Genomic DNA, 21,846 nt, shown 5'->3' with positions numbered 1-21,846 from the left:
GTTGGCTTAGCTCGATGAAAAAAGGGGTTAGCTTAAGGCTAACCCCTTTTACTTTCGCCGGCGGCGCCTTAGGCCAGCTTCTGCTGTGCCCAGGCCAGCCCGCTTTGGTATTCGCCCGGCAGCAGCGGCGCCAGCGTCTGCAGCGCTTGGCGCAGATCGGCGGCGCTCGGGTCGTTCAGATTGAGGTGGCCGACCTTGCGGCCAGGGCGCACCTCTTTCTCATACCAGTGCAGGTGCACCAGCGGCAGCGACAGCCACTGTTCGTTGACGGCGGTGCCGATCAGGTTGACCATCACCGACGGCGTGCTCACTACCGGCTGCGGCAGCGGCAGGCCGAGGATGGCGCGCAGGTGCAGCTCGAACTGGCTGATGGACGCGCCGTTTTGCGTCCAGTGGCCGCTGTTGTGTACGCGCGGTGCCAGTTCGTTGATCAGCAGCCGATCGCCGACGATAAAGCACTCCATCGCCATCACGCCGACGTAGTTCAGTTCGTTCAGGATCGCCGCCAGCATCCGCTCGGCCTGTTGCTGCAGCACCGGGTTGGGCTGCGGCAGCGCCACGCTGGTGCGCAGGATGCCGTCTTCATGCAGGTTATGGGTCAGCGGGTAGAATACCGAACGCCCGTCGTGGCCGCGCGCGCCTACCAGCGACACTTCGCCGGAGAAATTGATGCCTTGCTCGACGATGCACTCGCCATAGGCGTCGGCCGGCAGTTCGGCTTCCTGGCCCGGACGCAAGCGCCATTGGCCGCGGCCGTCATAGCCACCGACTCGGCGTTTGACGATCGCCAGCTCGCCCAGCGAAGCGAACACCTGCGGCCATTCGGCGGCGCTCGCCAGCAGCTGCCACGGCGCGGTCGCCAGGCCGAGCTGGTCGAGCAGCTGTTTTTGCGTCAGGCGATCCGCCAGACGCGGGAAGATGTCGCGGTTGACGAAGGCGCTGTGGGTCGCCAGTTCGCGCGTCAGCGCAGTTTCCGGCCAGCGTTCGATCTCGGCAGTAATGACGCTGTTCTGATACGGCACCGCCTCGGGCTCGGCATCGATACCGACGGGGTAAACGGCGATGCCCAGCGGTTCGCCGGCCTGGCGCAGCATGCGCCCCAGCTGGCCGTTGCCCAGTACGCAAACCGGCTTCATGCGTCCTCCCGCGGATCGGGGTGGTTCAAGACGTCGTCGGTCTGCGCCTGACGCCAGTTCGCCAAACGCTGCGCCAGCGCGGCGTCGTGCAGCGCCAGGATCTGCATCGCCAGCAGCCCGGCGTTGGCGGCGCCGGCTTTGCCGATCGCCAACGTGCCGACCGGGATGCCGCGCGGCATTTGCACGATGGAGTAGAGGCTGTCCACGCCGCTCAGCGCGGCGCTTTGCACCGGCACGCCCAGCACCGGCACCAGGGTTTTCGCCGCCAGCATGCCCGGCAGGTGCGCCGCACCGCCGGCACCGGCGATGATCACGTCAAAGCCGTTGGCGGCAGCCTGCTCGGCGAAGCTGAACAGCTTGTCCGGCGTGCGGTGAGCGGAAACGACTTCGACATGGAAGGGGACATCGAGCTGGGTCAGGACTTCTGCGGCGAACTGCATGGTGGCCCAGTCACTTTTCGATCCCATTACAATTGCGATTTTAGCCCCGATATTGGCGGCTGAAGCGGCGTTGGCTCCCATGGGTGTAAGGCTCCTGTGGTTTGTCTGGCGTCGGCTGAGGGCCGAATGAGGGCGTAGAGCATACCATGAGCGCACGGCGAGGAAAACGGTTGCGTCACCGGTTTTCACCGGCGAAAGCGCGAATTTTCACTCGCGCGCCAGTCCGGAACTCAGAATGGGAATTGAATCAGCTCGACGGCGTCGGCGCTGACTTTGATCATCGATCCTTCGACGTGCCAGGCGCCCAGCACCGCGCGATGGGCTTCGCCGTTGCTCAACGCCAGCCGGTGCACCGCCGGGCGATGGGTATGGCCGTGGATCATCCAGTGCACGTCGTGGCGCAGCATCGTTTGCTCGACCGCCTGCGGGTTGACGTCCATGATGGCTTCCGACTTGTACTGGTTGGATTGTTGGCTGCGGGCGCGCATTTTAGCGGCGATCTTCAGTCGCCAGCGCAGCGGCAGCGCCAGGAACAGTTTTTGAATCAGCGGGTTGTGCACCTTGCGGCGGAATTGCTGATAGGCCTGATCGTCGGTGCACAGCGTGTCGCCGTGCAGGATCAGGATCCTGCGGCCGTACAGCTCCAGCACTTTTTCTTCCGGCAGCAACTGCATGCCGCTGGCGCGGGCAAAGCGTTTGCCGAGCAGAAAATCACGGTTGCCGTGGATGAAATAGCAGGGCACGCCGGCCTGTTGCAGCGCCTTCAGCGCCGCGGCGATCTCCGCGTGCAGCGGCTCGGGATCGTCGTCGCCGATCCAGGCTTCAAACAGGTCGCCGAGGATGTACAGCGCGTCGGCGTGAATCGCTTCGCGCCGTAAAAAACGCAGAAAACCGGCAGTGATTGCCGGTTCCTGTGCGCACAAGTGCAGATCTGCGATGAACAGCGTACTCATGCAGCCGCGATTACTCGCTGACGGTCACGCTGTTGATCACAACGTCTTCTACCGGTACGTCCTGGTGCATGCCGCTGCGGCCGGTTTTCACGCCTTTGATCTTGTTGACCACGTCCATGCCTTCAACCACTTCAGCAAACACGCAGTAGCCCCAGCCCTGCACGTTTTCGCCGCGGAAGTTCAGGAAGTCGTTGTCGGCCACGTTGATGAAGAACTGTGCGGTGGCGGAGTGCGGATCGTTGGTGCGCGCCATTGCCAGGGTGCCGATGGTGTTTTTCAGACCGTTGTTGGCTTCGTTCTTGATGGTCGCGTTGGTCGCTTTCTGGTTCATGCCTGGTTCAAAGCCGCCGCCCTGGATCATGAAGCCGTTGATCACACGGTGGAAGATGGTGTTGTCGTAGAAACCGGCGCGGCAGTAGTTCAGGAAGTTTTCAACGGTAACCGGCGCTTTGTCAGCAAAGGTCTTGATAACGATATCGCCGTGATTGGTGTGGAAAGTAACCATAGTTTTAATCCTAACAAGGTGAAGTGAGACGTCACGTAAAGCGAGTGAACATTCAGACCGCCCTTATAACATATCCGCCCCAGCGAGTCAGCAGCGGCTCAACCGCGCACTGTCTGTGGTAATTGCACTTGTGTTATATTATAACAATTATGCCAACTGCCGAATTTTGCGCATTTTATTCGCGTGAAGCCAGCAAAGCATGGCCTTAACCTTGCAATAGATCAGGCTTCAGGTTTCAATACGCTACCGGGCGGAAAACCTGAGGCCCGGTTATCTTTTTTGTTATCACGCACACCACGGAATCTCCCGATGCTAAAGATTTTTAATACCCTGAGTCGTCAAAAAGAGGAATTCAAACCCATTCATGCCGGGAAAGTGGGCATGTACGTGTGCGGGGTAACCATCTATGACCTGTGTCACATCGGCCACGGTCGTACCTTTGTCGCTTTCGACGTGGTGGCGCGTTACCTGCGCTATCTCGGCTATTCGCTGAACTACGTGCGCAACGTCACCGACGTGGACGACAAAATCATTCGCCGCGCGGCGGAAAATCATGAGACCTGCGACCAGCTGACCGAACGCATGCTGGCGGAAATGCACGCCGACTTTGACGCGCTGCTGATCGACCGCCCGGACAGTGAACCGCGCGCGACCCAGCATATCGCCGAGATCATCGAGATCACCCAGCGCCTGATCGATCGCGATCACGCCTACGTGGCCAGCAACGGCGACGTGATGTTCTCCATCGACAGCGATCCGCAATACGGGCTGCTGTCGCGCCAGGATCTGGATCAACTGCAGGCCGGCGCGCGTGTGGAGATCGACGACGTGAAGCGCAACCCGATGGACTTCGTGCTGTGGAAGATGTCCAAGCCGGGCGAGCCGAGCTGGCAGTCGCCGTGGGGGCCGGGCCGCCCGGGCTGGCATATCGAATGCTCCGCCATGAACTGCAAACAGCTGGGCACCCACTTTGACATCCACGGCGGCGGCTCCGATCTGATGTTCCCGCACCACGAGAACGAGATCGCGCAGTCGAGCTGCGCCCACGATGGCCCGTACGTCAATTACTGGATGCACTCCGGCATGGTGATGATCGACAAAGAGAAGATGTCCAAATCGCTGGATAACTTCTTCACCATCCGCGACGTGCTCGGGCATTACGATGCGGAGACGGTGCGTTACTTCCTGATGTCCGGCCACTATCGCAGCCAGCTGAACTACAGCGAAGAGAACCTCAAGCAGGCGCGTACTGCGCTGGAGCGTCTCTATACCGCGCTGCGCGGCACCGACGCCAATGCCGCGCCGGCCGGCGGCGAAGCGTTGGAAGCCCGCTTCCGCGAAGCGATGGACGACGACTTCAACACCCCGGAAGCCTACTCGGCGCTGTTCGATCTGGCGCGCGAAGTGAACCGCCTGAAAGGGGAAGACATGGCGGCGGCCAACGGCATGGCGGCGGAATTGCGCAAGCTGGCGAACGTACTCGGCCTGCTGCAGCAGGAGCCAGAGCAGTTCCTGCAAGGGGGCGCTCAGGTTGACGACGGCGAAGTGGCGGAGATCGAAGCGCTGATCAAGCAGCGTAACGAAGCGCGTGCCGCCAAGGACTGGGCGCTGGCGGATACCGCTCGCGATCGCTTGAACGAGATGAACATTGTGCTGGAAGACGGCCCGCAGGGCACCACCTGGCGTCGCAAGTAATCCGGCCGCAGGAAAAACAAAAAAGGCGCTGAATTCAGCGCCTTTTTCTATTGCGACAACCGAGGGTTATGGCTTGACCACGACCTTGCCGCCGTCGAACTCCACCACCTGATCGGCGACGATCTTGCAGCGTTTGCGGGTTTCGACCTTGCCGTCGACTTTCACCCGCCCTTCGGCGATGACTTCTTTGGCGGCGCCGCCGCTTTCACACCAGCCCTGGAACTTCAGCAGATCGCACAGTTCGACGTGGGGATGATTGTCCAGATTGAAAATTTCCATACTGCCTTACTTATTTAGGTTGAACGTCGTGATATTCCTCGCAGGCCTGCAAGGTATTTTGGATCAGTGTAGCAACGGTCATCGGGCCAACGCCACCCGGCACCGGGGTGATGTAGGCGGCGCGCTCGCTGGCGGCGTCGAAGTCGACATCGCCCACCACTTTACCGCTTTCCAGGCGGTTGATGCCGACGTCCACCACGATGGCGCCCGGTTTGATCCAGTCGCCCGGAATGAAGCCCGGCTTACCGACCGCCACCACCAGCAGATCGGCGTTCTCGACGTGATGACGCAGATTTTTGGTGAAGCGGTGGGTGACGGTAGTGGTGCAGCCGGCCAGCAGCAGTTCCATGCTCATCGGGCGGCCGACGATGTTGGACGCGCCGACCACCACGGCATTCAGGCCGTAGGTATCGATGTTATAACGCTCCAGCAGGGTAACGATGCCGCGCGGGGTACACGGACGCAGCTTAGGCGCGCGCTGGCACAGGCGGCCGACGTTGTAGGGGTGGAAGCCGTCGACGTCTTTATCCGGATGGATGCGCTCCAGCACCTTGACGTTATCGATGCCGGCCGGCAGCGGCAGCTGCACCAGAATGCCGTCGATTTCCTCATCGGCGTTCAGCTGGTCGATCAGCGCCAGCAGTTCGGCCTCACTGGTGGCAGCGGGCAGATCGTAGGAGCGGGAAAGGAAGCCGACTTCATCGCAGGCGCGGCGCTTGCTGGCGACGTAAATTTGCGAAGCCGGGTTCTCGCCGACCAGCACAACCGCCAGCCCTGGGGCGCGTTTGCCGGCCGCCAGACGTTGTTTCACTTGCTCAGCCACTTCGTTTCTAACCTGCTGCGCAATCGTTTTACCATCAATAATCTTTGCTGACATCAGTGTGGAAATCCATCAATTAAGAAAAGCGGGGGATGCCGCTATTCTGGCAGAAGCTGAGCGCGCTGTCAGGCGCAGAATCACCCTCGCCGCCGTTGCCGAGACCGATTTACGCTTTTTTTATGCCGACTTCAGGAACCTCTACGCCATTTTTACCTGCATTTGGATACGCTGAGGCCGTTCACAGGGCGAAAGAGGGCAGGATCATGAGAGCGATAACCCGGCTTTATCCGTTGCATCACCAGCCTGACCAGCAACCGGCGGAGCTTAAACACGTGGGAGAAACGGTGTTCGATTCTTCACTGCATCCGGCGGACAGCGCGCAGCTGATTGCGCTGCATCAGCTTGGCCAACACCCGCTGGCGCCGTCGTGGCGGGCGCGCCTGAGCGCGCTGTGGCGGAAGCTGTGCGCATGAACGGCAATACGTTGATGATCTGCGTCTTGCTGCTTGGCTGGGCGCCGTGGAGTCAGGCCTCTTTGAACAGCACGCCCCCCGACACCGCGCTGGCGGCGAGACTGGCGGCGACCTGCAACACGCAGGCGGTTGAGCATGCCGACTGGAGCGATATCACGGCGGTCGTTCAGTCCGCACGCGTTTGCCTGCAGCGAGACACCGCGCGGCAGCGTTCTGAACGCTCGCCGGGCGACACCGCTGTTGGCCTGGTTCAACGCAGCGTTGCCAGGGCCGCTGTGCGGGTGCTGGCGGAAAAAACGCCATAAAGCACGGCCGCGCCGCCGTAACGTCATGAAAAGGCATTGACTCGCTAACCTCTGACCGTATAATCCCAACCCGCAGCCGCAGGTTGCCGCATCTCAATGCGCCCTTAGCTCAGTTGGATAGAGCAACGGCCTTCTAAGCCGTAGGTCATAGGTTCGAATCCTATAGGGCGTGCCATTAATTCTCTCTGATTTTTTCCCCATATTCTTTCCCGCGAAAATTCGATCGTGTAACCCATACTCCCGTTGGCTCGCCGCTGAGCGACATGTTATGTTCGTTCGCTAACTTTCAGTCAGTGGCAGAGAGAAAAATGCAAAGCTTATTCGTTTACGGCACCCTAGGGCCGGGCAGACCCAACGCGCACGTGATGGAAGCTATCGGCGGCAGCTGGGAAGAAGGCAGCGTTGGCGGATCGTTGCTTAACCAAGGCTGGGGTGCCGAGATGGGCTACCCGGGCATCGTGCTGGATAACAGCGGCAATCGGGTGAACGGTTTTCTGTTCCGCTCCGCCAACCTCGTCAATCATTGGCCTGCCCTCGACGCCTTCGAAGGTGACGGTTATGAACGGGTGGCGGTCAGCGTCACCACCGCCGGCGGTGAAACCGTCGATTCGTTTATCTACATGCTGAAAAAATGACCTTTAGACGCTTCGCCGGCAATTGAACCTTCGTTTAGTTTGTCGCGTTACAATAGGCGAAAATTTCCCCATGGAGCCTATCGTGCGCAAATCCAGATTCTTTCTCGTGACCTTGCTGTGTCTGTGTGCCGCCGCCGTGCTGTACGTCATGGCATACCGGGCGCTGGGGCATTACCTCAGCGACGGCGAGAAGGCCTACCCGGATATCAGCGTTGAAATTCGCTGAGGGCCGGTCGGCGCGGCGGTGATCGCGCCGACTTTATTTGCACTGATTTACCCGCCATTTACCCGCCGTCGGCAATGATGACGCAGCGTCTCCACATTGTGTGGTTCTCTTGGGCGGAATGCGGTTATGTCACTGCAACAGGTTTCGAATGTCTCGTTGAGCAACAACGGCTTAAAGGGCATCGGTTATAAACATTACGCGTTGGCGATCGTGGCGTTTGCGGCGGTCGTGCGGTTTATTTCCTTAACGGACAGGTATTTTTGGTGCGATGAGGCCTCCAGCGTGCTGACCAGCCGCTATGACGTGGGCGCTTTGCTGTACCACGCTTCCTTCGATGTTCACCCGCCGCTGTATTACCTGTTGCTGCATGGCTGGATGGTGCTGTTTGGCGACAGCATCATGGCCGCCCGTTCGCTGAGCCTGGTGCTCGGCGTGGCGACGGTGGCGCTGGCGATGCGCTTTACGCGTTGGCTGGCCAACGAGCGGGCGGCGCTGATAGCTGGCTGGCTGATGGCGATCATGCCGATGGCGGTGCGTTACAGCCAGGAGGCGCGCATGTATGCGCTGATGGGGCTGCTGGCGATCGCCGCCGCCATGGCGTTGGCGAAGTGGCTGAAAACGCCGGATAACCGCCGCTATCTGGCGCTGTATGCGCTGTTGATGACGCTGAGCTTTTATACCCATTACTTCACGATTTTTACCCTGATCGCGCATTGGCTGGTGGTGTTGGCGCTGTCGTGCCGCCGCGAAGGCGAGTGTTATATCAAGCAACCGGCGTGGTGGCTGGCCAATGCGGCGATCGGGGTGGCCTATATTCCCTGGCTGCTGGTGCTGTTCAATCTGCTGGCGCATATCGCCGAGCTGCGGGTCGGCGGCGACGTCGGTTGGATCCCTCAGGTTTCCTGGAGCGATCTGCCGGCGATGTTCTGGCGTTTTCTCACGGGCCATGATGGCAGCAACTATCCCACGATCATTCTCTGGCTGTTGCCGGCGATGTTTGTCGCTTTATGTTCACTGCTGCTGTGGCGGCGCCAGATGCCGAGAAAATACGCTCTGCTGCTGCTCGGCGGCATGCTGATCCCGGTAATGTTGGTATTCGCCATTTCCTGGCGCTCGCCGCTGTTTGTCGATCGCTATCTCTATTCCGCCGCGCTCGGTATTCCGCTGGTGTTGGGCGTGCTGATCGCCGGAACGAAAAACCGGGTGCGCGAGATCTCTTTGCTACTGTTCTTCAGCCTGCTGTTCGGCTGCGGCGTGCGTAACGACTACCCGGTCGAAAAAGATGAGTTCAAGGTGATGGTGCACTATATCAACAGCCACTATCAGCCTAACGATGCGGTGGTGGTCAGCAACATGTTCAACTACCTGAGCTATGTGTATTACAACAAACAGGGCTATCGCGCCTTGCTGTATACCCCCGCCAGGCCCAACGGCATTTCGGGCAAGCCCAACGCCTATGGCTTCGGCACCTTTTTCCACGATCGGGCGGCGCAGACCTACGTCGATAAGCTCAGCGTTTTATCGAAAACCCACCGCCGAGTCTGGCTGGTCAGCGGCGGGGATTTCAATCAGGACTTCGGCCGTTCGCCGCCGGGGTGGGTCAATACCGGCACCTTCAAGAGCGGTGGTTTCGAATCGCGCCTGTTCGTGGTGCATTGAGCGAAATGTCATATTTCCCATTCGGCGTTACATCTGGCCGAGCAAACTTACGCGGGGATGACAGTTCTATACATTGGGATTGGTACTGTAGCTCTACCCGATGATGTTGTGTGTTATCCATTCCCTGTAGTGTATTACCCCATCCCTGTTAAGTTTATCCCGCCTTGCGCGGGATTTTTTTTACCTGCGCCGGGCGAGATGCAGGCCGCCGCTCATGATGCTGCGGGTGGTCGGCAGGGCGAGAAAATCGTGCGGGAATCCCAGCTCGATGGCGCTGAGATCGTCCAACCGCCGCCAATGTTCTTGCGCCAATGTCACGTTCAATGCACCGAGGTTATCTTCCAGTTGCGCCAGAGTGCGGGCGCCGACGATCGGCGCGGTGACCGTCGGGTGGCGCAGCGTCCAGGCCAGCGCGATTTGCGCTGGGGTATATCCCGTTCCATGAGCTATCTGGTTGACGGCGTCGGCGATATCGAGATTGCGCGCGTTCAGCATCCCCTTGGCGCGCACGGTTTCACGCCGAGTGCCCGCTTCATCGGGCGACGGCTGCAGATCCTGCCGCCGATATTTGCCGCTGAGTACGCCGCCGGCCAGCGGCGACCATGGGATCACGCCCAGCCCCAATTCTTGCGCCATCGGCATCAGTTCGCGTTCGACGGTGCGTTCCAGCAGGCTGTATTCGATTTGCAGCGCGATCAGCGGCGACCAGCCGCGCAATTCCGCCAGCATTTGCATTCTCGACGCCTGCCAGGCGGGGAGGTCCGATACCGCCACATACAGCACTTTCCCGGCGCGCACCAGGTCGTCCATGGCGCGCATGATCTCTTCCACCGGCGTGGTGAAATCCCAGGCGTGCAAATAGAGCAGGTCGATGTAATCGGTATTGAGCCGTTGCAGGCTGGCTTCAACCGATCGCAGCATGCTTTTGCGATGATTGCCGCCGGAATTGGGGTCGTCCGGCTGCATCGGCAGGGTGTACTTGGTGGCGATCACCAGCCGATCGCGGCGTCCGGCGGCGAATTCCCCGACGAAACGTTCGGCGCTGCCTTCGGTATAGCGGTTGGCGGTATCGATAAAATTGCCGCCGCGTTCGACGTAGACGTCGAACAGCCGGCGGGCTTCAGCCAGCTCGGCTCCCCAACCCCAGTCGGCGCCGAAGGTCATGGTGCCGAGCGCCAGCGGTGAAACGCGCAGGCCGGAACGGCCCAGCAGACGATAGTGATCCAGCGACAGTGATGTGTTCATAGGCATTCTCCCGTGTAGATGGCGTTTACGATAGCGCCCGCAGTCTGTTTAAAGAATGCACTATAATCTTCATGAATTATTAAGGAGGATGAGCATAATGAGAGGCAGTGATTTTGCCGAGTTGCGCGCCTTTGCCGCCATCGTCGAACACGGCGGTTTCGCGCGCGCCGCCGCGCATTTGGGCATGTCCGCTTCGGCGCTCAGTCAAACGCTGCGCAACCTGGAGACGCGGCTGGGCGTGCGTTTATTGAATCGCACGACGCGCAGCGTGGCGCCCACCGAAGCCGGCGCGCAGATGCTGGCGCGTTTGTTACCGGCCATGGAGGAGATCGACGCGGCGGTGGCGCAGGCGGTCGCGCGGCGACAAAATCCGTCAGGTCGGTTGCGATTAAACGTTACGCGCGTGGCGGCGCTGCATTATTTGGCGCCATTGATCGCACCGTTTCATCGGCAATACCCGGATATCGTTCTCGATCTCAGCATTGAAGAGAGGCTGGTGGATATTGTCGCCGGCGGCTTCGATGCCGGTGTGCGGCTGCATGAGAAGCTGGCGAAAGATATGGTGGCGGTCACGCTGGGCGGGGAGGTGCGGATGCGCGTGGTCGCCTCGCCGGCGTATTTGGCTCGCTACGGCCGACCGCTGACCCCGGACGATCTGCGGCAGCATCGCTGCTTGAACTACCGCTGGCCGACCAACGGCAATCTGTATCGCTGGGAGTTTGAATGTGACGGAGTGAAGCGGGACATCGCCGTGGAAGGGCCGGTGATCGTCGATGAACCGGAAGTGTTGGTGCGGGCGGCGTTGGATGGCGCCGGCATCGCCTATCTGTTCGAGCAGCAGATCGCCACCGGCTTGGCCGACGGCAGGCTATTGCCGTTGCTCGATGCCTGGACGCCGCCGTTTCCCGGTTTTTATCTGTACTATCCGGCGAACCGCCAAACGCCGCGCCCGCTGCGCGCTTTTATCGATTTTGCCCGCCAATGGGCGGAACAAGGCGCGTAGCGCGATTTTTTTGAATAACACCGTCAGTTTTATTCAGTATTCAGCCGTGGCGCGCTTGATTAGATTGAACGCGAGAGGGGCGCCGCCGGCGCCTCTGAGCAATGAGTGGAGAATTTCTATGGCGAAGACAGTAGTGGTGTTTCATTCCGGCTACGGCCATACCGAGCGTTTGGCGAAAGTGGTGGCGGAAGGGGCCGGGGCGGAACTGATCGCCATCGATCAGGAAGGCGATATCAGCGATGAGGCCTGGCAGGCGCTGGATGAGGCGGACGCCATCATCTTTGGTTCGCCGACCTATATGGGCGGCCCGTCCTGGCAGTTCAAAAAATTCGCCGACGCCAGCTCCAAGGCCTGGTTCGGCCGCAAGTGGCAGGACAAAGTGTTCGGTGGCTTTACCAACAGCGCCAGCCTGAACGGCGACAAGCAGGTGACGCTGATCGCGCTGCAGACGCTGGCTTCGCAACATGGTGGCCTGTGGGTCAGCCTGGGGCTGCTGCCGGCCAACACCAAATCGGCGCAGCGCACCGACGTCAACAATCTGGGCGGTTCGGTGGGGCTGCTGGTGCAAACGCCGGCGGATGCCAGCGTGGATGAGATGCTGTCGGGCGATCTGGCGACCGCCAAGCTCTACGGTCAGCGCGTGGCGGGTTTTGCCGCCAAACTGGCGTAAGGCCTGACCTCGTTCAGAAGGGATTGGGGCGAGGCGAAATCCGCGTCGCGTTCATTTTCTCTGCACAATTGGCGCGTAAGCTGCGAAATGTTATTAGCCTGCTTGGGCTAACACTGCATTTCGTACAAATATTCCCGGTTCCTAGGCCGGGTTTTTTGTTGCTAAGGTCGGCTTAAGCTTTCACCGCTATACTGCGCGACGGCACAGGCAGGCAATGCATGGCTGTGTCGTAACTGTCGATTTGCTGTTGTTCAAGCAAGCCCGCTTCACGCGGGCTTTTTTTGGCTTGTTATTGCACGGGCGGCTCAGTTGCAGGAAAATAACCGCGCAGTTATTCCAATATCATTCAACGACCAATAACCATAAACTTATTAATGTCATTAACGCCTTCACGGGTATATTGCGGTTTTGCGCTATGCTGACAGCTGGGATGGGTATAATTTCCCGGCGGTTTACCGTGGCTGCAACCGATGCCGCATTAGGTTAAGAAAAGTCTGCTAATTAAATGTTAATGTTTTTCATTGTTGATTTGTCTGGCTTTTTTGGTTGAAATCCGGGTTAACTATCCCTCACTGGCCGGGCGAGAGCGTATGCACATTATTATTCTGGTTATTAGCAATATACGGGCGAGGCGATGAGCGCCAGAATAAACGCCAGGCATGGCCTGCCGCTTACGGTTCAGCTGATCAATCTTTTCATGCTGGCCTTTTTACTTTCCCTGGTGGGTATTCTTAGCCGGCCGATTGGCTCGCTTTCTTTATTTTGGCCGGTCAACGCGATTCTGCTCGGGCTGCTGCTGCGCAAACCCGTTTACGCTACGCCGCTCGGCTGGCTCACCACTTATCTGGGCATGGTCGCCGCCGATCTCAGTACCGGCGAGGGCTGGTCCCTGGCGCTGTGGCTGAACGCCTGCAACATGTCGCTGATCGCCGTCGGTTACGGCATCATGCTGATGCTGCCGCAATCTCAACGGCGCATGGGAAAACCCCAGGCGATACTCTATATGTTCAGCGCCAGTCTGGCCGGATCGGCAGTGGCGTCGACGCTGTCGGTGCTGCGCAACGACAGCCTGTACAACAATACGGTGGTCGTCGCCTGGTTGGCCTGGTTCAGTGAGCAGTTCTCGACGACGTTGCTGCTGTTACCGGTGCTGATGGCGGCGCCGCGGTTGAAACAGCTGTTTCGCATGCAGGTACGTTGGCGCCTGAAAGGCTGCCTGCCGCTATTGGCGCTGCTGCTGTCGCTGGCGTTCAGCGTCTATATCGGCGGGCCGGGCGCCATCGCTTTTCCGATCCCTGCGCTGCTGTGGTGCGCCGTGCGCTACCAGTTGTTCCCCGTTACGCTGCTGACGTTGTTGACCGGCATGACCGAGATCAGCAACATTTCAGCCAACCTGGTGCTGTATGAAACGCCGAACAATCACAACGCCTTCCTCGATACCCTGATGTCCGCCCGCTTGGGCATCGCCATGCTGGTGATGGGGCCGCTGATCCTCGCCAGCTCTATCGCCGCCAATCGCAAGCTGATGCGGCGTCTGGAGCACAGCGCCAACCACGATTTCCTGACCGGGGTGCTGGCGCGCAGCGCGATGACGCGCAAAGCGGGCGAGCTGCTGGAGCATAAGCACCGTTCAAAGGAGGCGGTGTCGTTATTGCTGATCGACATCGACCATTTCAAACAGATCAACGATACGCATGGCCACAGCGCCGGCGATCAGGTGTTGGCGTCGTTCGCGCACATCGTGCGGCGCGAGCTGCGGCACGATCAGCTGTTCGGCCGTTTGGGCGGGGAAGAGTTCGCCATCATGCTGCCGCGCGCGCTGGCGGCGCAGGGCGTGGCGTTGGGGGAACATCTTCGTCGGCTGGTGGAGCAGACGGAGCTGCAGGCAGATGGCAAGCAGGCCTTGAAAATCACCATTAGCGTCGGCGTCGCCAGCCTGGCGATGAACGAGGTGAAATCGCTGGAGCAGCTGATGAATATGGCGGATATCGCGCTGTATCGCGCCAAATCGCAGGGGCGGAATCGGGTGGAGTCGTTCAACGTGGTGAACGGCAACAGCGTCGAGCATATTCTGTTCCGTTAAGCTCGACGCTGGGTGAGCAGCGTTTACAGGCTTTTCAGCGCCTTGATGGTCTCATCCATATCGATCTCGTGCTCGGAGAAGGTATGGGTGGTGTTCTGGAAGGTGGTGATAGTCAACATGCGCAGCGTTTGCATGGCCTGCGCTTGATCTTCCGACTGCGGGCGAATGCGGTTCATCAACAAACCGACCGACAGCACGGTGTTCTCCTTATCCACGTCGGCTTTGACCGGTACGTCCTTGGTGAAGGTGTTGAAAGACTTGATGCTGGTGATCTTGATTCTTTCATTGGCGATGATGATGTATTTGCTGGGTGCCAACACTTTGACCGCATAAGCCGACGGACCTTTGGTGTTGTTGGTCGGCTCGAAGGTCACCGCCGCGTTTTTCTTAATCAGCTCCGGGTTTTGCACTTTAATCACGTGAAAATAACGATTTTCTCCGTTCTCGTCGGTAATAAAGCCGAAGCCTTTGTCTTCAAAAAAAGTCGTTATCTTGCCGTTCATCGCTATTCTCACAAAAGGGTTCTATACAGCGCTTATGATAGCGCGGAATGCCTGGCAGCGACAGATTGCGCGCGCGGCATTTAGTCATGCGATAACGGCATTTAGCGGCTTTCCGCCCACATGCTATGTTCATGCTGACTTCATTCACTGCGAAAAGGAATATCGATGGGCATCAAACGTCTCAATCACGCCGTACTGTATGTGAGCGACGTGCGGCAGAGCGCCGACTTTTATCATCAGGTGTTGGGCTTCAAGCTCAAGCCGTCCGACAGCCCCGATAGGGCGGTATTCACCCAGGCCGCCGATTCGGACAACGATCACGATTTGGCGCTGTTCAGCAAGAACCTGGGCCAGCAGCGCGCTGGGGTGTTTCGCGCCAACGGCGAGCCGCCGGCGGAGCATGAGCCAGCGGCCGGGCTGTACCATCTGGCCTGGGAAGTGGACAGCCTGGAAGAGCTGGAGCGTATTCGTCACCAGTTGGCCGAACGCGGTATTCTCGGGTTGGAAGAGGATCACGGCGTGCACAAAAGCATTTATGGCCACGATCCGGACGGGCTGCTGTTCGAGGTGACCTGGTTTATTCCCCCGGCGTTGCTGACCGAAGAGGACAAAAACCAGCAGGATATTCGTCCGCTGGATTTCGCCGCCGAGAAGCGACGTTTCGCCGGCCGGTAAGCGGCCATGCGGGGCGCTGCGGCGCCCCGACCATCACAATACCTTGTTGAGGAAATTGACGGTGCGCGGATGCTGCGGCTGGGCTAGCACCTGCCTGGCGTCGCCTTGCTCGACGATCTGGCCGTCGACCATAAACACCACCCGATCCGCCGCTTCGCGCGCAAAGCCGATTTCATGCGTCACCACCACCAGCGTGACCCCCAGATCGGCCAACCCCTTAATCACATCCAGCACTTCGCCGACCAATTCGGGATCGAGCGCGGAGGTCGGTTCATCGAACAGGATCACCTTCGGGTTCAGCGCCAGCGCGCGGGCGATGGCGATGCGCTGCTGTTGGCCGCCGGAGAGGTGGCGCGGGTAGGCGTCCGCCTTGTGACGCAGCCCGACGGTGTCCAAAAGCTCATAGGCCACCGCCTTCGCCCGCTCGCGGGAATGAATCTTGTGCACCACCGGCGCTTCGATGATGTTTTCCAGCACCGTCAGATGCGGGAACAGATTGAAGTTTTGGAACACATAGCCGACGTTGATGCGTTGCCGCAGAATGGCCTTTTCCTTCAGCTCGTACAGCCGGTTGCCCTTGCGGCGGTAGCCGACGTAGTCGCCGTCGATGCGGATAAAGCCCTCATCGACGCGCTCCAGGTGGTTGATTGCCCGCAGCAGCGTCGATTTGCCGGAGCCGGAAGGGCCGAGGATCACGGTGACGGTGCCCGGTTGCAGCGTCAGGCTGACGTCGTCCAGCGCCTTGTGCTTGCCGAAGAACTTGCTGACGTTGCTGATTTCGATCAGGCCGCGTGCCGGCACCGGGGTGAGGTTACGTGTCGGCTGCTCGGACAAGGCGTAATAATCAATAGCTTCAGACATGCGGGGCTCCTAACGTTTTAACCAGCCGGCCAGTTTCTGCCAGGGTGTCGGCGGCAGTTCGCGCACCGCGCCGCGGGCGAAATAGCGCTCGATGTAGTATTGGATCACCGACAGCGCGGTGGTGATGAACAGATACCAGACGGTGGCGACCATCAGCAGCGGTATCACCTGCTGGGTGCGGTTATAGATCACCTGAATGGTGTAAAACAGCTCCGGCAGCGCCAGCACATAAACGATAGAAGTACCTTTCGCCAGGCTGATGATCTCGTTGAAGCCGGTCGGAATAATGGAGCGCAGCGCCTGCGGCAGAATGATGCGGAAGGTGCGGCGGTAACCCGGCAGGCCCAGCGCTGCCGCCGCTTCGTGCTGGCCGTAATCCACGCCCAAAATGCCGCCGCGGATGATCTCGGCGGTGTAGGCGGACTGCACCAGCGTCAGGCCCAGCACCGCCACCGCGAACTGGCCGAGAATGTCGATGGTGGGAAAGCTGGCGAACACCACGGAGGTGAAGGGAATGCCCAGCGAGATGGCGTCATACAGATAGGAGAAGTTGTACAGGATGATCAGTACCAGGATCAGCGGCAGCGAGCGAAACAGCCAGATATAGCCCCAGGCCAGCGACGCCAGCAGGTAGGAGCGCGACAGCCGCGCCAGCGCCAGCAGGGTGCCGAACAGGATGCTGAACAGCGTGCCGAGCAGCGTCAGCAGCAGGGTTTGCCCCAGCCCCGCCAACACCGCCGGCGCGAAGAACCACTCGGCGAACACGCCCCATTCCCAGCGCGCGTTGCCCGCCACCGATTGCACGATGGCGGCCAGAATAAACAGCGAAAACAGCGCGCCGATCAGCCGCAGCGGATAGCGGGCGGGCACGACTTTCAAGACGTCTTGTTTGGACATGTCATGTCTCCTGATACAGATAAGGGGGCCTTAGGCGATTTTCCTTTCCGACGCGCAACAACACACGTCCTCTGCAATCAGGCTTTTGCGGAACGGCAGGCGGCCATCGTAGGGCGGGCGGCTGTAAACCTCGCTGTCGACGGTGGGATCGAACTGCGGCTGATAGCCGTTGTTCAGATATAGGCCCACCGCTTCGGGCTGGCGAAAGCCGGTGGTCAGATAGAGCCGGCGATATCCCTGCGCCAGCGCCAGCGTTTCCAACTGTTGCAACACCCGCTGCGCCAGGCCCTGGCGGCGCAGGTCGCCCCGCGTCCAGATCCGTTTCAGCTCGGCGGTCTGTGCGTCATAGCGTTTGAAGGCGCCCATGGCGATCGGCGCACCGGCGCGCAGCAGCACGATGAAGGCCCCTTGCGGCGGCGCGTACAGATCCAGCGCTTCCGGTTCCTGGTCACCAAAATAGTCGCCGTAACGCTGGCGATATTCGCCGAACAGCCCCTCGATCACCGGGGCGATCAGCGGGTCGGTCGGCAGCGTCTGAATGAAGGTGTCTTGCGTCATCGCGCGCTCCTAATCGCCCAGGCCGGGCGGGTTGATTTCCGACTGTGCAAGGCGTTCGACGCTCTCGCCCCAGCGGTTGAGCACCCGATCGTACTGCCCGCCGCGGATCGCGCCGTTCAGTGCTTCGTTCACCGCCTGCACCAGGCCGTTGCCTTTACGGGTGGTGACGGCGATGTGTGCCGCCTTGGGCCAACCGCCTTCCACCGTGCCCGCCAGCCGAGTACGGCCATTCAGCGCCGCTTTATAGGCGCCGAGCACGTTCGGCCCAAAGTAGGCGTCGGCCCGGCCGGACTGGATCGCCAGCGTGGCGGCCGCATCATCGGTCACGTAGATCGGTTGGAAGGGTTTGAGCCCCTGCTGCCGGTTCTGTTTATCCCACGCCAGCAGGATCGCTTCCTGATTGGTGCCGGAGCCGACGATAATTTTTAATCCGGCGATATCGGCAGGCTGTTTGATCGTCGCGATCTTGCCGCCGGTTTTGACATAAAAGCCGAGCGAATCGATGCGGTAGGTGGCGAAATCGAAGCGGGTTTTGCGCTCTTTAGTGACGGTAACGTTGGTGATGGCCGCGTCATACTTGCCGGAGACCACCCCCAGCGGCCAGTCTTCCCACGAGGTTTGCACCACGTTAAGCGTTAGGCCCAGGCTGTCGGCCACCAGCTGCGCGATATCCACTTCGCTGCCGATAAGCCGCCGGTTGTCGGCGGCGAACAGCGCCAGCGGCGGCGTGTTGAGCGCGGCGATCGCGACGGTGAACTGCCCCGGCTTTACGAAGTGGAAATCGGCCGGCAGTTTGGCGATCGCCTGCGGGTTTTTCGGCGCGTGGATCGGGGTTTCATTGGCCTGTAAATCGATGCCGGTGTCCGCCTGCGCGGCGCCGGTCAGGCTCAACAAGGCCGCCACGAGGGCGGCGGTAACGGTTTTCTGCATAGCGGGTATCCCTGAAAGCGATCTTATTATTGGGTGAATCTGTTCAACGGGCGTTTCAGGCCAAGGTGTTCGCGCAGCGTGTCGCCGCGGTACGCCTGGCGGAACAGGCCGCGCCGCTGCAGGACGGGCACCACCCGCTCGACGAAGTGACCGAAAGCGTTGGGCGTACCGCCGCTGATGATGAAGCCATCGGCGGCTTCGCTGTCGAACCAGCGCTGCAGGCCGTCGGCCACCGCTTCCGGCGTGCCGCTGAACACCGGGCGCGGCGAGGCGGCTTCCAGCGCCACCTGGCGCAGCGTGAGGTTACGCTCACGGGCGTTGCGCTTGATCGCGTCGGTGGTGCTGCGGAAGCTGTTTTGCCCCAAATCGCCGATGTCCGGGAACGGGGCATCCAGCGGATGGCGAGCGAAGTCGTAATGTTCGAAGTAGCGGCCAAGATAGTTGAGGGCGTTTTCGATGCTTACCAGGCGAGCGGTCTCCTGATACTGGCGCTCGACGTCCGCGTCGTCGTCGCCGACGATCACGCTGACGCCCTGGAAGATACGCAGATCGTCCGGTTCGCGCCCTTGTTCCACCAGTTGCCGTTTCACGTCCTGATAGAAATCCTGCGCCTGTTCCAGCGTGTCGTGATGGGTGAAAATCGCATCGGCGTGCCTGGCCGCCAGGCGTTTGCCGTCTTCAGAAGCGCCGGCCTGGAACAGAATCGGGCGGCCCTGCGGCGTGCGGCCGATGTTCAGCGGCCCTTGTACCGAGAAGAACTCACCCTGGTGGTTGAGGGTGTGCAGTTTCCCGGCGCGAAAGAATTCGCCGCTGGCTTTGTTGCGCACGAAGGCGTCCTCTTCCCAGGAGTCCCACAGTCCTTTGGCGACGTCAAGAAACTCATCGGCGATGCGGTAACGCAGGCTGTGCTCCGGGTGTTCGGCGCGCGAGAAGTTTTTGGCTGAGCCTTCCAACGGCGAGGTCACCACGTTCCAGCCGGCGCGGCCGTTGCTCAGGTGATCGAGGCTGGCGAACTGACGGGCGACGGTGAACGGATCGCTGTAGGAGGTGGAGAGGGTGCCCACCAGGCCAATTTTGTCGGTGGCGGCGGACAGCGCGGCCAATAGGGTCAACGGTTCGAAGCGATTAAGAAAATGCGGAATGGATTTTTCGTTGATATATAAGCCATCGGCGACAAACACGAAATCGAATTTTCCCTGCTCGGCTTTTTTCGCCGTGGCGATATTAAATTCGAGGTTGATGCTGGCGTCGGCAGTAGCGTCCGGGTGGCGCCAGGCGGACATATTTCCCGACGCGCCATGCAGAATGGCGCCCAGCCGTAATTGACGTTGATTATTCGCGCTGTTGCTCATCGTGATTATCCCATCATGCGCCGCAGAGGCGCGCAGTGTCTGATGAGTCCACTATTGATGAGCGGCGGCGGGATGTAAAACAACAAAACAGCATATTCAAATGTTGAAAACGGCAAATATCACGGTAGGCGAAAATAATAATCCCCGGCGCGGCATCAGCAGCGTTGGGGAAATAATATTTGTTGTTATTCAGGCGTTGCTGAGGGTTTTTTCCGGCGCGGTGGTTAATTGTTGCAGCGTGCGTTCCGCCAGCAGCGTGAAATATTGCGCCGCCGGGAACAGAGCGCGTTCATCGGGATTGAAACGCGGATGATGCAAGCCGAACTCGCTGGCGGATCCGATGCTGACAAACACGCCTGGAACATGGTGCAGATAAAGCGCGAAATCTTCGCCGCCCATCTGCAGTTCCGCCTCTTCAACCCGGTAACCGGCCTCGGCGGCGACGGTTTTGCTGAATGCCGCCCAATGCGCGTCGTTGATCACCGCCGGTGGCCCCGGCTGCCAGTGCAGTTCGGCCTGGGCGCCCAGCGCGGCGGCGACGCCGTCGATCACCTGACGAATCTTGTCCGGCACCTGGCGGCGCACCGCGTCGCTGTGGGTGCGCACCGTGCCTTCCAGCTCCACGGTTTGCGGCAGTACGTTCCAGGTATTGCCGCCTTCGATGCGCGTCACGCTCACCACCAGCGATTCCAGCGAGCTGAAGCTGCGGCTGGGCAGCGTCTGCAGTGCGCCGACGATCTGGCTGGCGGTGACGATGGTGTCGACGCCCTGTTCCGGTTTGGCGGCGTGGGCACCTTTGCCGGTGATCTGGATCTGGAAACGATCGACGTTGGCGTAAAACGGCCCGGCGCGGGTGGCGAAGGTGCCGGTGGGCAGTTCCGGCGCATTGTGCAGGCCAAACACCGCCGCGACGTTATCCAGCGCGCCGGCGTCGATCAGGTGCCGGGCGCCGTTGAAGGTCTCTTCCGCCGGCTGGAAGAAGATGCGCACCGTGCCGGGTAGCTCGGCCTCGCGCGCTTTCAGCAGGTGTGCGGCGCCGAGCATCACCGAAGTGTGAAAGTCGTGGCCGCAGGCGTGCATCACGCCGCGGTTTTGCGAACTGAAGGGCACATCGGCGATCTCGTCGATCGGCAGCGCGTCAATGTCGCCGCGCAGCGCGATGATCGGCCCTTTGCCGCTGCCTATCTCCGCCACGACGCCGGTTTTCAGCGCCAACGGCAGCAGGCGAATACCCGCCTCTTGCAGCCAGCAAGTCAGCCGGGTGGTGGTGGCGAATTCGTGATTGGAAAGCTCGGGGTTTTGGTGCAGCTCACGCCGATAGGCGATAATTTTGTCTGCCAACTGGCTGGTCATAGGCTTGGCTCACAGTGGGAAATAAACCCTAACCCTAGTGCAGCGGGCGCCGAAGCAAAAAGACCATCTGGTTATATTTCATAGCGATTGCGTCTGCACGGGGGCGTCAACGATGGAGAAATGGGCAAGTTTGGGCGTTCGCTCGTTGTTTGCCGACGCCTGAAGAGGATTGACCTGAAACGGTAACTTATCGCAACCGGTGCAATCAATTTACACCGGGCAACACGGATTTTTTCACTCTTTATCGGATTTCTGTGATCGCGGTGGTGGACAAAATCCTGCCTGCTTGCTGTACTGTGATCGACACAGGTTTTGTGTCTTTCATTCACGTTAAAGGTAAGTTTGATGTCTAAGATTAAAGGTAGCGTTAAGTGGTTTAATGAATCCAAAGGCTTCGGTTTCATTACTCCGGAAGATGGTAGCAAGGACGTTTTCGTTCACTTCTCTGCCATCGTTAGCAACGGTTTCAAAACGCTTGCTGAAGGCCAGCGTGTAGAATTTGAAATCACGAACGGTGCCAAAGGCCCATCTGCCGCTAACGTTACTGCTATCTAAGCTGCGTAGCTGAATTTCTTAAAACCCGCTCATTG

24 protein-coding genes, 1 tRNA gene and 1 pseudogene are annotated in these 21,846 nt (G+C 59.9%); 12 read left to right on the top strand and 14 right to left on the bottom strand.

From position 1 onward, the window contains the following. Positions 1-68 precede the first annotated feature (68 nt). The 4 genes from purK to ppiB all read right to left on the bottom strand — a co-directional run bounded on the left by purK (position 69) and on the right by ppiB (position 3,034). Positions 69-1,136, bottom strand: a complete 1,068-nt coding sequence (gene purK, locus ACRAWE_RS14295) for a 5-(carboxyamino)imidazole ribonucleotide synthase (RefSeq protein WP_063918874.1) — start codon at positions 1,134-1,136, stop codon at positions 69-71. Then, positions 1,133-1,657 (bottom strand): 5-(carboxyamino)imidazole ribonucleotide mutase, encoded by a 525-nt coding sequence (purE, locus tag ACRAWE_RS14290; RefSeq protein WP_019454117.1) that lies wholly within the window; start codon positions 1,655-1,657, stop codon positions 1,133-1,135. Before purE ends, purK begins: the two co-directional genes overlap by 4 nt. Positions 1,658-1,806: 149 nt before the next feature. Beyond that, positions 1,807-2,529 (bottom strand): UDP-2,3-diacylglucosamine diphosphatase, encoded by a 723-nt coding sequence (locus ACRAWE_RS14285; RefSeq protein WP_019454116.1) that lies wholly within the window; start codon positions 2,527-2,529, stop codon positions 1,807-1,809. 10 nt (positions 2,530-2,539) lie between these two features. After that, positions 2,540-3,034: a peptidylprolyl isomerase B gene (gene ppiB, locus ACRAWE_RS14280; protein WP_004940183.1), complete on the bottom strand. Its 495-nt coding sequence runs from the start codon at positions 3,032-3,034 to the stop codon at positions 2,540-2,542. 309 nt (positions 3,035-3,343) lie between these two features. Between ppiB and cysS the strand changes: the two genes are divergently transcribed. Next, positions 3,344-4,729 carry a cysteine--tRNA ligase gene (cysS, locus tag ACRAWE_RS14275; protein ID WP_432525508.1) on the top strand — a complete coding sequence of 462 codons (1,386 nt, stop codon included), beginning with the start codon at positions 3,344-3,346 and terminating at the stop codon, positions 4,727-4,729. A gap of 66 nt (positions 4,730-4,795) precedes the next feature. Here cysS and ybcJ read toward each other — a convergent pair whose 3' ends face one another. Continuing rightward, positions 4,796-5,008, bottom strand: a complete 213-nt coding sequence (gene ybcJ / locus ACRAWE_RS14270; protein ID WP_019454114.1) for a ribosome-associated protein YbcJ — start codon at positions 5,006-5,008, stop codon at positions 4,796-4,798. 10 nt (positions 5,009-5,018) lie between these two features. Then, entirely contained in the window at positions 5,019-5,885 is an 867-nt protein-coding gene (gene folD / locus ACRAWE_RS14265) for a bifunctional methylenetetrahydrofolate dehydrogenase/methenyltetrahydrofolate cyclohydrolase FolD (protein WP_004940177.1), read from the bottom strand. A gap of 206 nt (positions 5,886-6,091) precedes the next feature. Here folD and ACRAWE_RS14260 point away from each other — a divergent pair, with 206 nt between their 5' ends. From ACRAWE_RS14260 to ACRAWE_RS14235, 6 genes are all read left to right on the top strand, one after another. Next, positions 6,092-6,301: a hypothetical protein gene (locus ACRAWE_RS14260; RefSeq protein ID WP_025160050.1), complete on the top strand. Its 210-nt coding sequence runs from the start codon at positions 6,092-6,094 to the stop codon at positions 6,299-6,301. Continuing rightward, entirely contained in the window at positions 6,280-6,606 is a 327-nt protein-coding gene (locus ACRAWE_RS14255; protein WP_432525507.1) for a hypothetical protein, read from the top strand. Before ACRAWE_RS14260 ends, ACRAWE_RS14255 begins: the two co-directional genes overlap by 22 nt. Positions 6,607-6,704: 98 nt before the next feature. Next, positions 6,705-6,781, top strand: a tRNA-Arg gene (locus ACRAWE_RS14250). Between the two features lie 133 nt (positions 6,782-6,914). After that, on the top strand, positions 6,915-7,241 hold the full coding sequence (locus ACRAWE_RS14245) for a gamma-glutamylcyclotransferase family protein (RefSeq protein ID WP_025160048.1): 327 nt from the start codon (positions 6,915-6,917) through the stop codon (positions 7,239-7,241). An 82-nt stretch (positions 7,242-7,323) separates the two neighbouring features. After that, positions 7,324-7,467, top strand: coding sequence for a hypothetical protein (locus ACRAWE_RS14240; RefSeq protein ID WP_015376917.1), 144 nt, complete (start codon positions 7,324-7,326; stop codon positions 7,465-7,467). A 126-nt stretch (positions 7,468-7,593) separates the two neighbouring features. Beyond that, on the top strand, positions 7,594-9,126 hold the full coding sequence (locus ACRAWE_RS14235; protein WP_432525506.1) for a glycosyltransferase family 39 protein: 1,533 nt from the start codon (positions 7,594-7,596) through the stop codon (positions 9,124-9,126). A 180-nt stretch (positions 9,127-9,306) separates the two neighbouring features. Here the strand turns inward: ACRAWE_RS14235 and ACRAWE_RS14230 are convergent, their stop codons facing one another. Continuing rightward, a complete protein-coding gene (locus ACRAWE_RS14230; RefSeq protein ID WP_432525505.1) occupies positions 9,307-10,371 on the bottom strand; it encodes an aldo/keto reductase in 1,065 nt (354 codons plus the stop codon). Between the two features lie 97 nt (positions 10,372-10,468). Here ACRAWE_RS14230 and ACRAWE_RS14225 point away from each other — a divergent pair, with 97 nt between their 5' ends. The 3 genes from ACRAWE_RS14225 (at position 10,469) to ACRAWE_RS14215 (ending at position 14,127) form a co-directional block, all read left to right on the top strand. After that, positions 10,469-11,374 (top strand): LysR family transcriptional regulator, encoded by a 906-nt coding sequence (locus tag ACRAWE_RS14225; RefSeq protein WP_432525504.1) that lies wholly within the window; start codon positions 10,469-10,471, stop codon positions 11,372-11,374. A 118-nt stretch (positions 11,375-11,492) separates the two neighbouring features. Beyond that, positions 11,493-12,044 carry a flavodoxin family protein gene (locus tag ACRAWE_RS14220; RefSeq protein ID WP_019454105.1) on the top strand — a complete coding sequence of 184 codons (552 nt, stop codon included), beginning with the start codon at positions 11,493-11,495 and terminating at the stop codon, positions 12,042-12,044. Between the two features lie 634 nt (positions 12,045-12,678). Continuing rightward, positions 12,679-14,127 (top strand): GGDEF domain-containing protein, encoded by a 1,449-nt coding sequence (locus ACRAWE_RS14215; protein ID WP_211129992.1) that lies wholly within the window; start codon positions 12,679-12,681, stop codon positions 14,125-14,127. 23 nt (positions 14,128-14,150) lie between these two features. On the opposite strand, the gene ACRAWE_RS14210 is transcribed toward ACRAWE_RS14215, so the two are convergent. Then, positions 14,151-14,630 carry a cold-shock protein gene (locus tag ACRAWE_RS14210; protein WP_019454102.1) on the bottom strand — a complete coding sequence of 160 codons (480 nt, stop codon included), beginning with the start codon at positions 14,628-14,630 and terminating at the stop codon, positions 14,151-14,153. A 165-nt stretch (positions 14,631-14,795) separates the two neighbouring features. On the opposite strand from ACRAWE_RS14210, the gene ACRAWE_RS14205 reads away from it, so the two are divergent. Continuing rightward, complete coding sequence (locus ACRAWE_RS14205; protein ID WP_019454101.1) at positions 14,796-15,305, top strand: VOC family protein; 510 nt, start codon at positions 14,796-14,798, stop codon at positions 15,303-15,305. Positions 15,306-15,338: 33 nt separating this feature from the next. Here ACRAWE_RS14205 and ACRAWE_RS14200 read toward each other — a convergent pair whose 3' ends face one another. The 6 genes and pseudogenes from ACRAWE_RS14200 to ACRAWE_RS14175 form a co-directional block, all read right to left on the bottom strand. Next, positions 15,339-16,166 carry an amino acid ABC transporter ATP-binding protein gene (locus ACRAWE_RS14200; RefSeq protein WP_019454100.1) on the bottom strand — a complete coding sequence of 276 codons (828 nt, stop codon included), beginning with the start codon at positions 16,164-16,166 and terminating at the stop codon, positions 15,339-15,341. Between the two features lie 9 nt (positions 16,167-16,175). Next, positions 16,176-17,063, bottom strand: a complete 888-nt coding sequence (locus ACRAWE_RS14195) for an amino acid ABC transporter permease (RefSeq protein ID WP_149571638.1) — start codon at positions 17,061-17,063, stop codon at positions 16,176-16,178. A 30-nt stretch (positions 17,064-17,093) separates the two neighbouring features. Then, positions 17,094-17,621, bottom strand: a complete 528-nt coding sequence (locus tag ACRAWE_RS14190; RefSeq protein WP_432525501.1) for a GNAT family N-acetyltransferase — start codon at positions 17,619-17,621, stop codon at positions 17,094-17,096. 9 nt (positions 17,622-17,630) lie between these two features. Further along, positions 17,631-18,551 (bottom strand): ABC transporter substrate-binding protein, encoded by a 921-nt coding sequence (locus ACRAWE_RS14185; protein WP_211129991.1) that lies wholly within the window; start codon positions 18,549-18,551, stop codon positions 17,631-17,633. Beyond that, a pseudogene (locus ACRAWE_RS14180) lies at positions 18,536-19,903 on the bottom strand (LLM class flavin-dependent oxidoreductase); the annotation flags it as partial. The pseudogene ACRAWE_RS14180 and the gene ACRAWE_RS14185, both read right to left, overlap by 16 nt. Positions 19,904-20,092: 189 nt before the next feature. After that, the gene (locus ACRAWE_RS14175; protein WP_063918884.1) at positions 20,093-21,256 is read right to left on the bottom strand and encodes a M20 peptidase aminoacylase family protein; all 1,164 of its coding nucleotides are present in this window, start codon (positions 21,254-21,256) and stop codon (positions 20,093-20,095) included. Positions 21,257-21,601: 345 nt separating this feature from the next. On the opposite strand from ACRAWE_RS14175, the gene cspE reads away from it, so the two are divergent. Next, the gene (gene cspE / locus ACRAWE_RS14170; protein WP_004940030.1) at positions 21,602-21,811 is read left to right on the top strand and encodes a transcription antiterminator/RNA stability regulator CspE; all 210 of its coding nucleotides are present in this window, start codon (positions 21,602-21,604) and stop codon (positions 21,809-21,811) included. Positions 21,812-21,846: the final 35 nt, after the last annotated feature.

It is taken from the genome of Serratia sp. BFP-2025, assembly GCF_050880365.1.
GTDB lineage: Bacteria > Pseudomonadota > Gammaproteobacteria > Enterobacterales > Enterobacteriaceae > Serratia > Serratia surfactantfaciens.
This window is presented reverse-complemented; position numbering and strand designations above follow the sequence as displayed.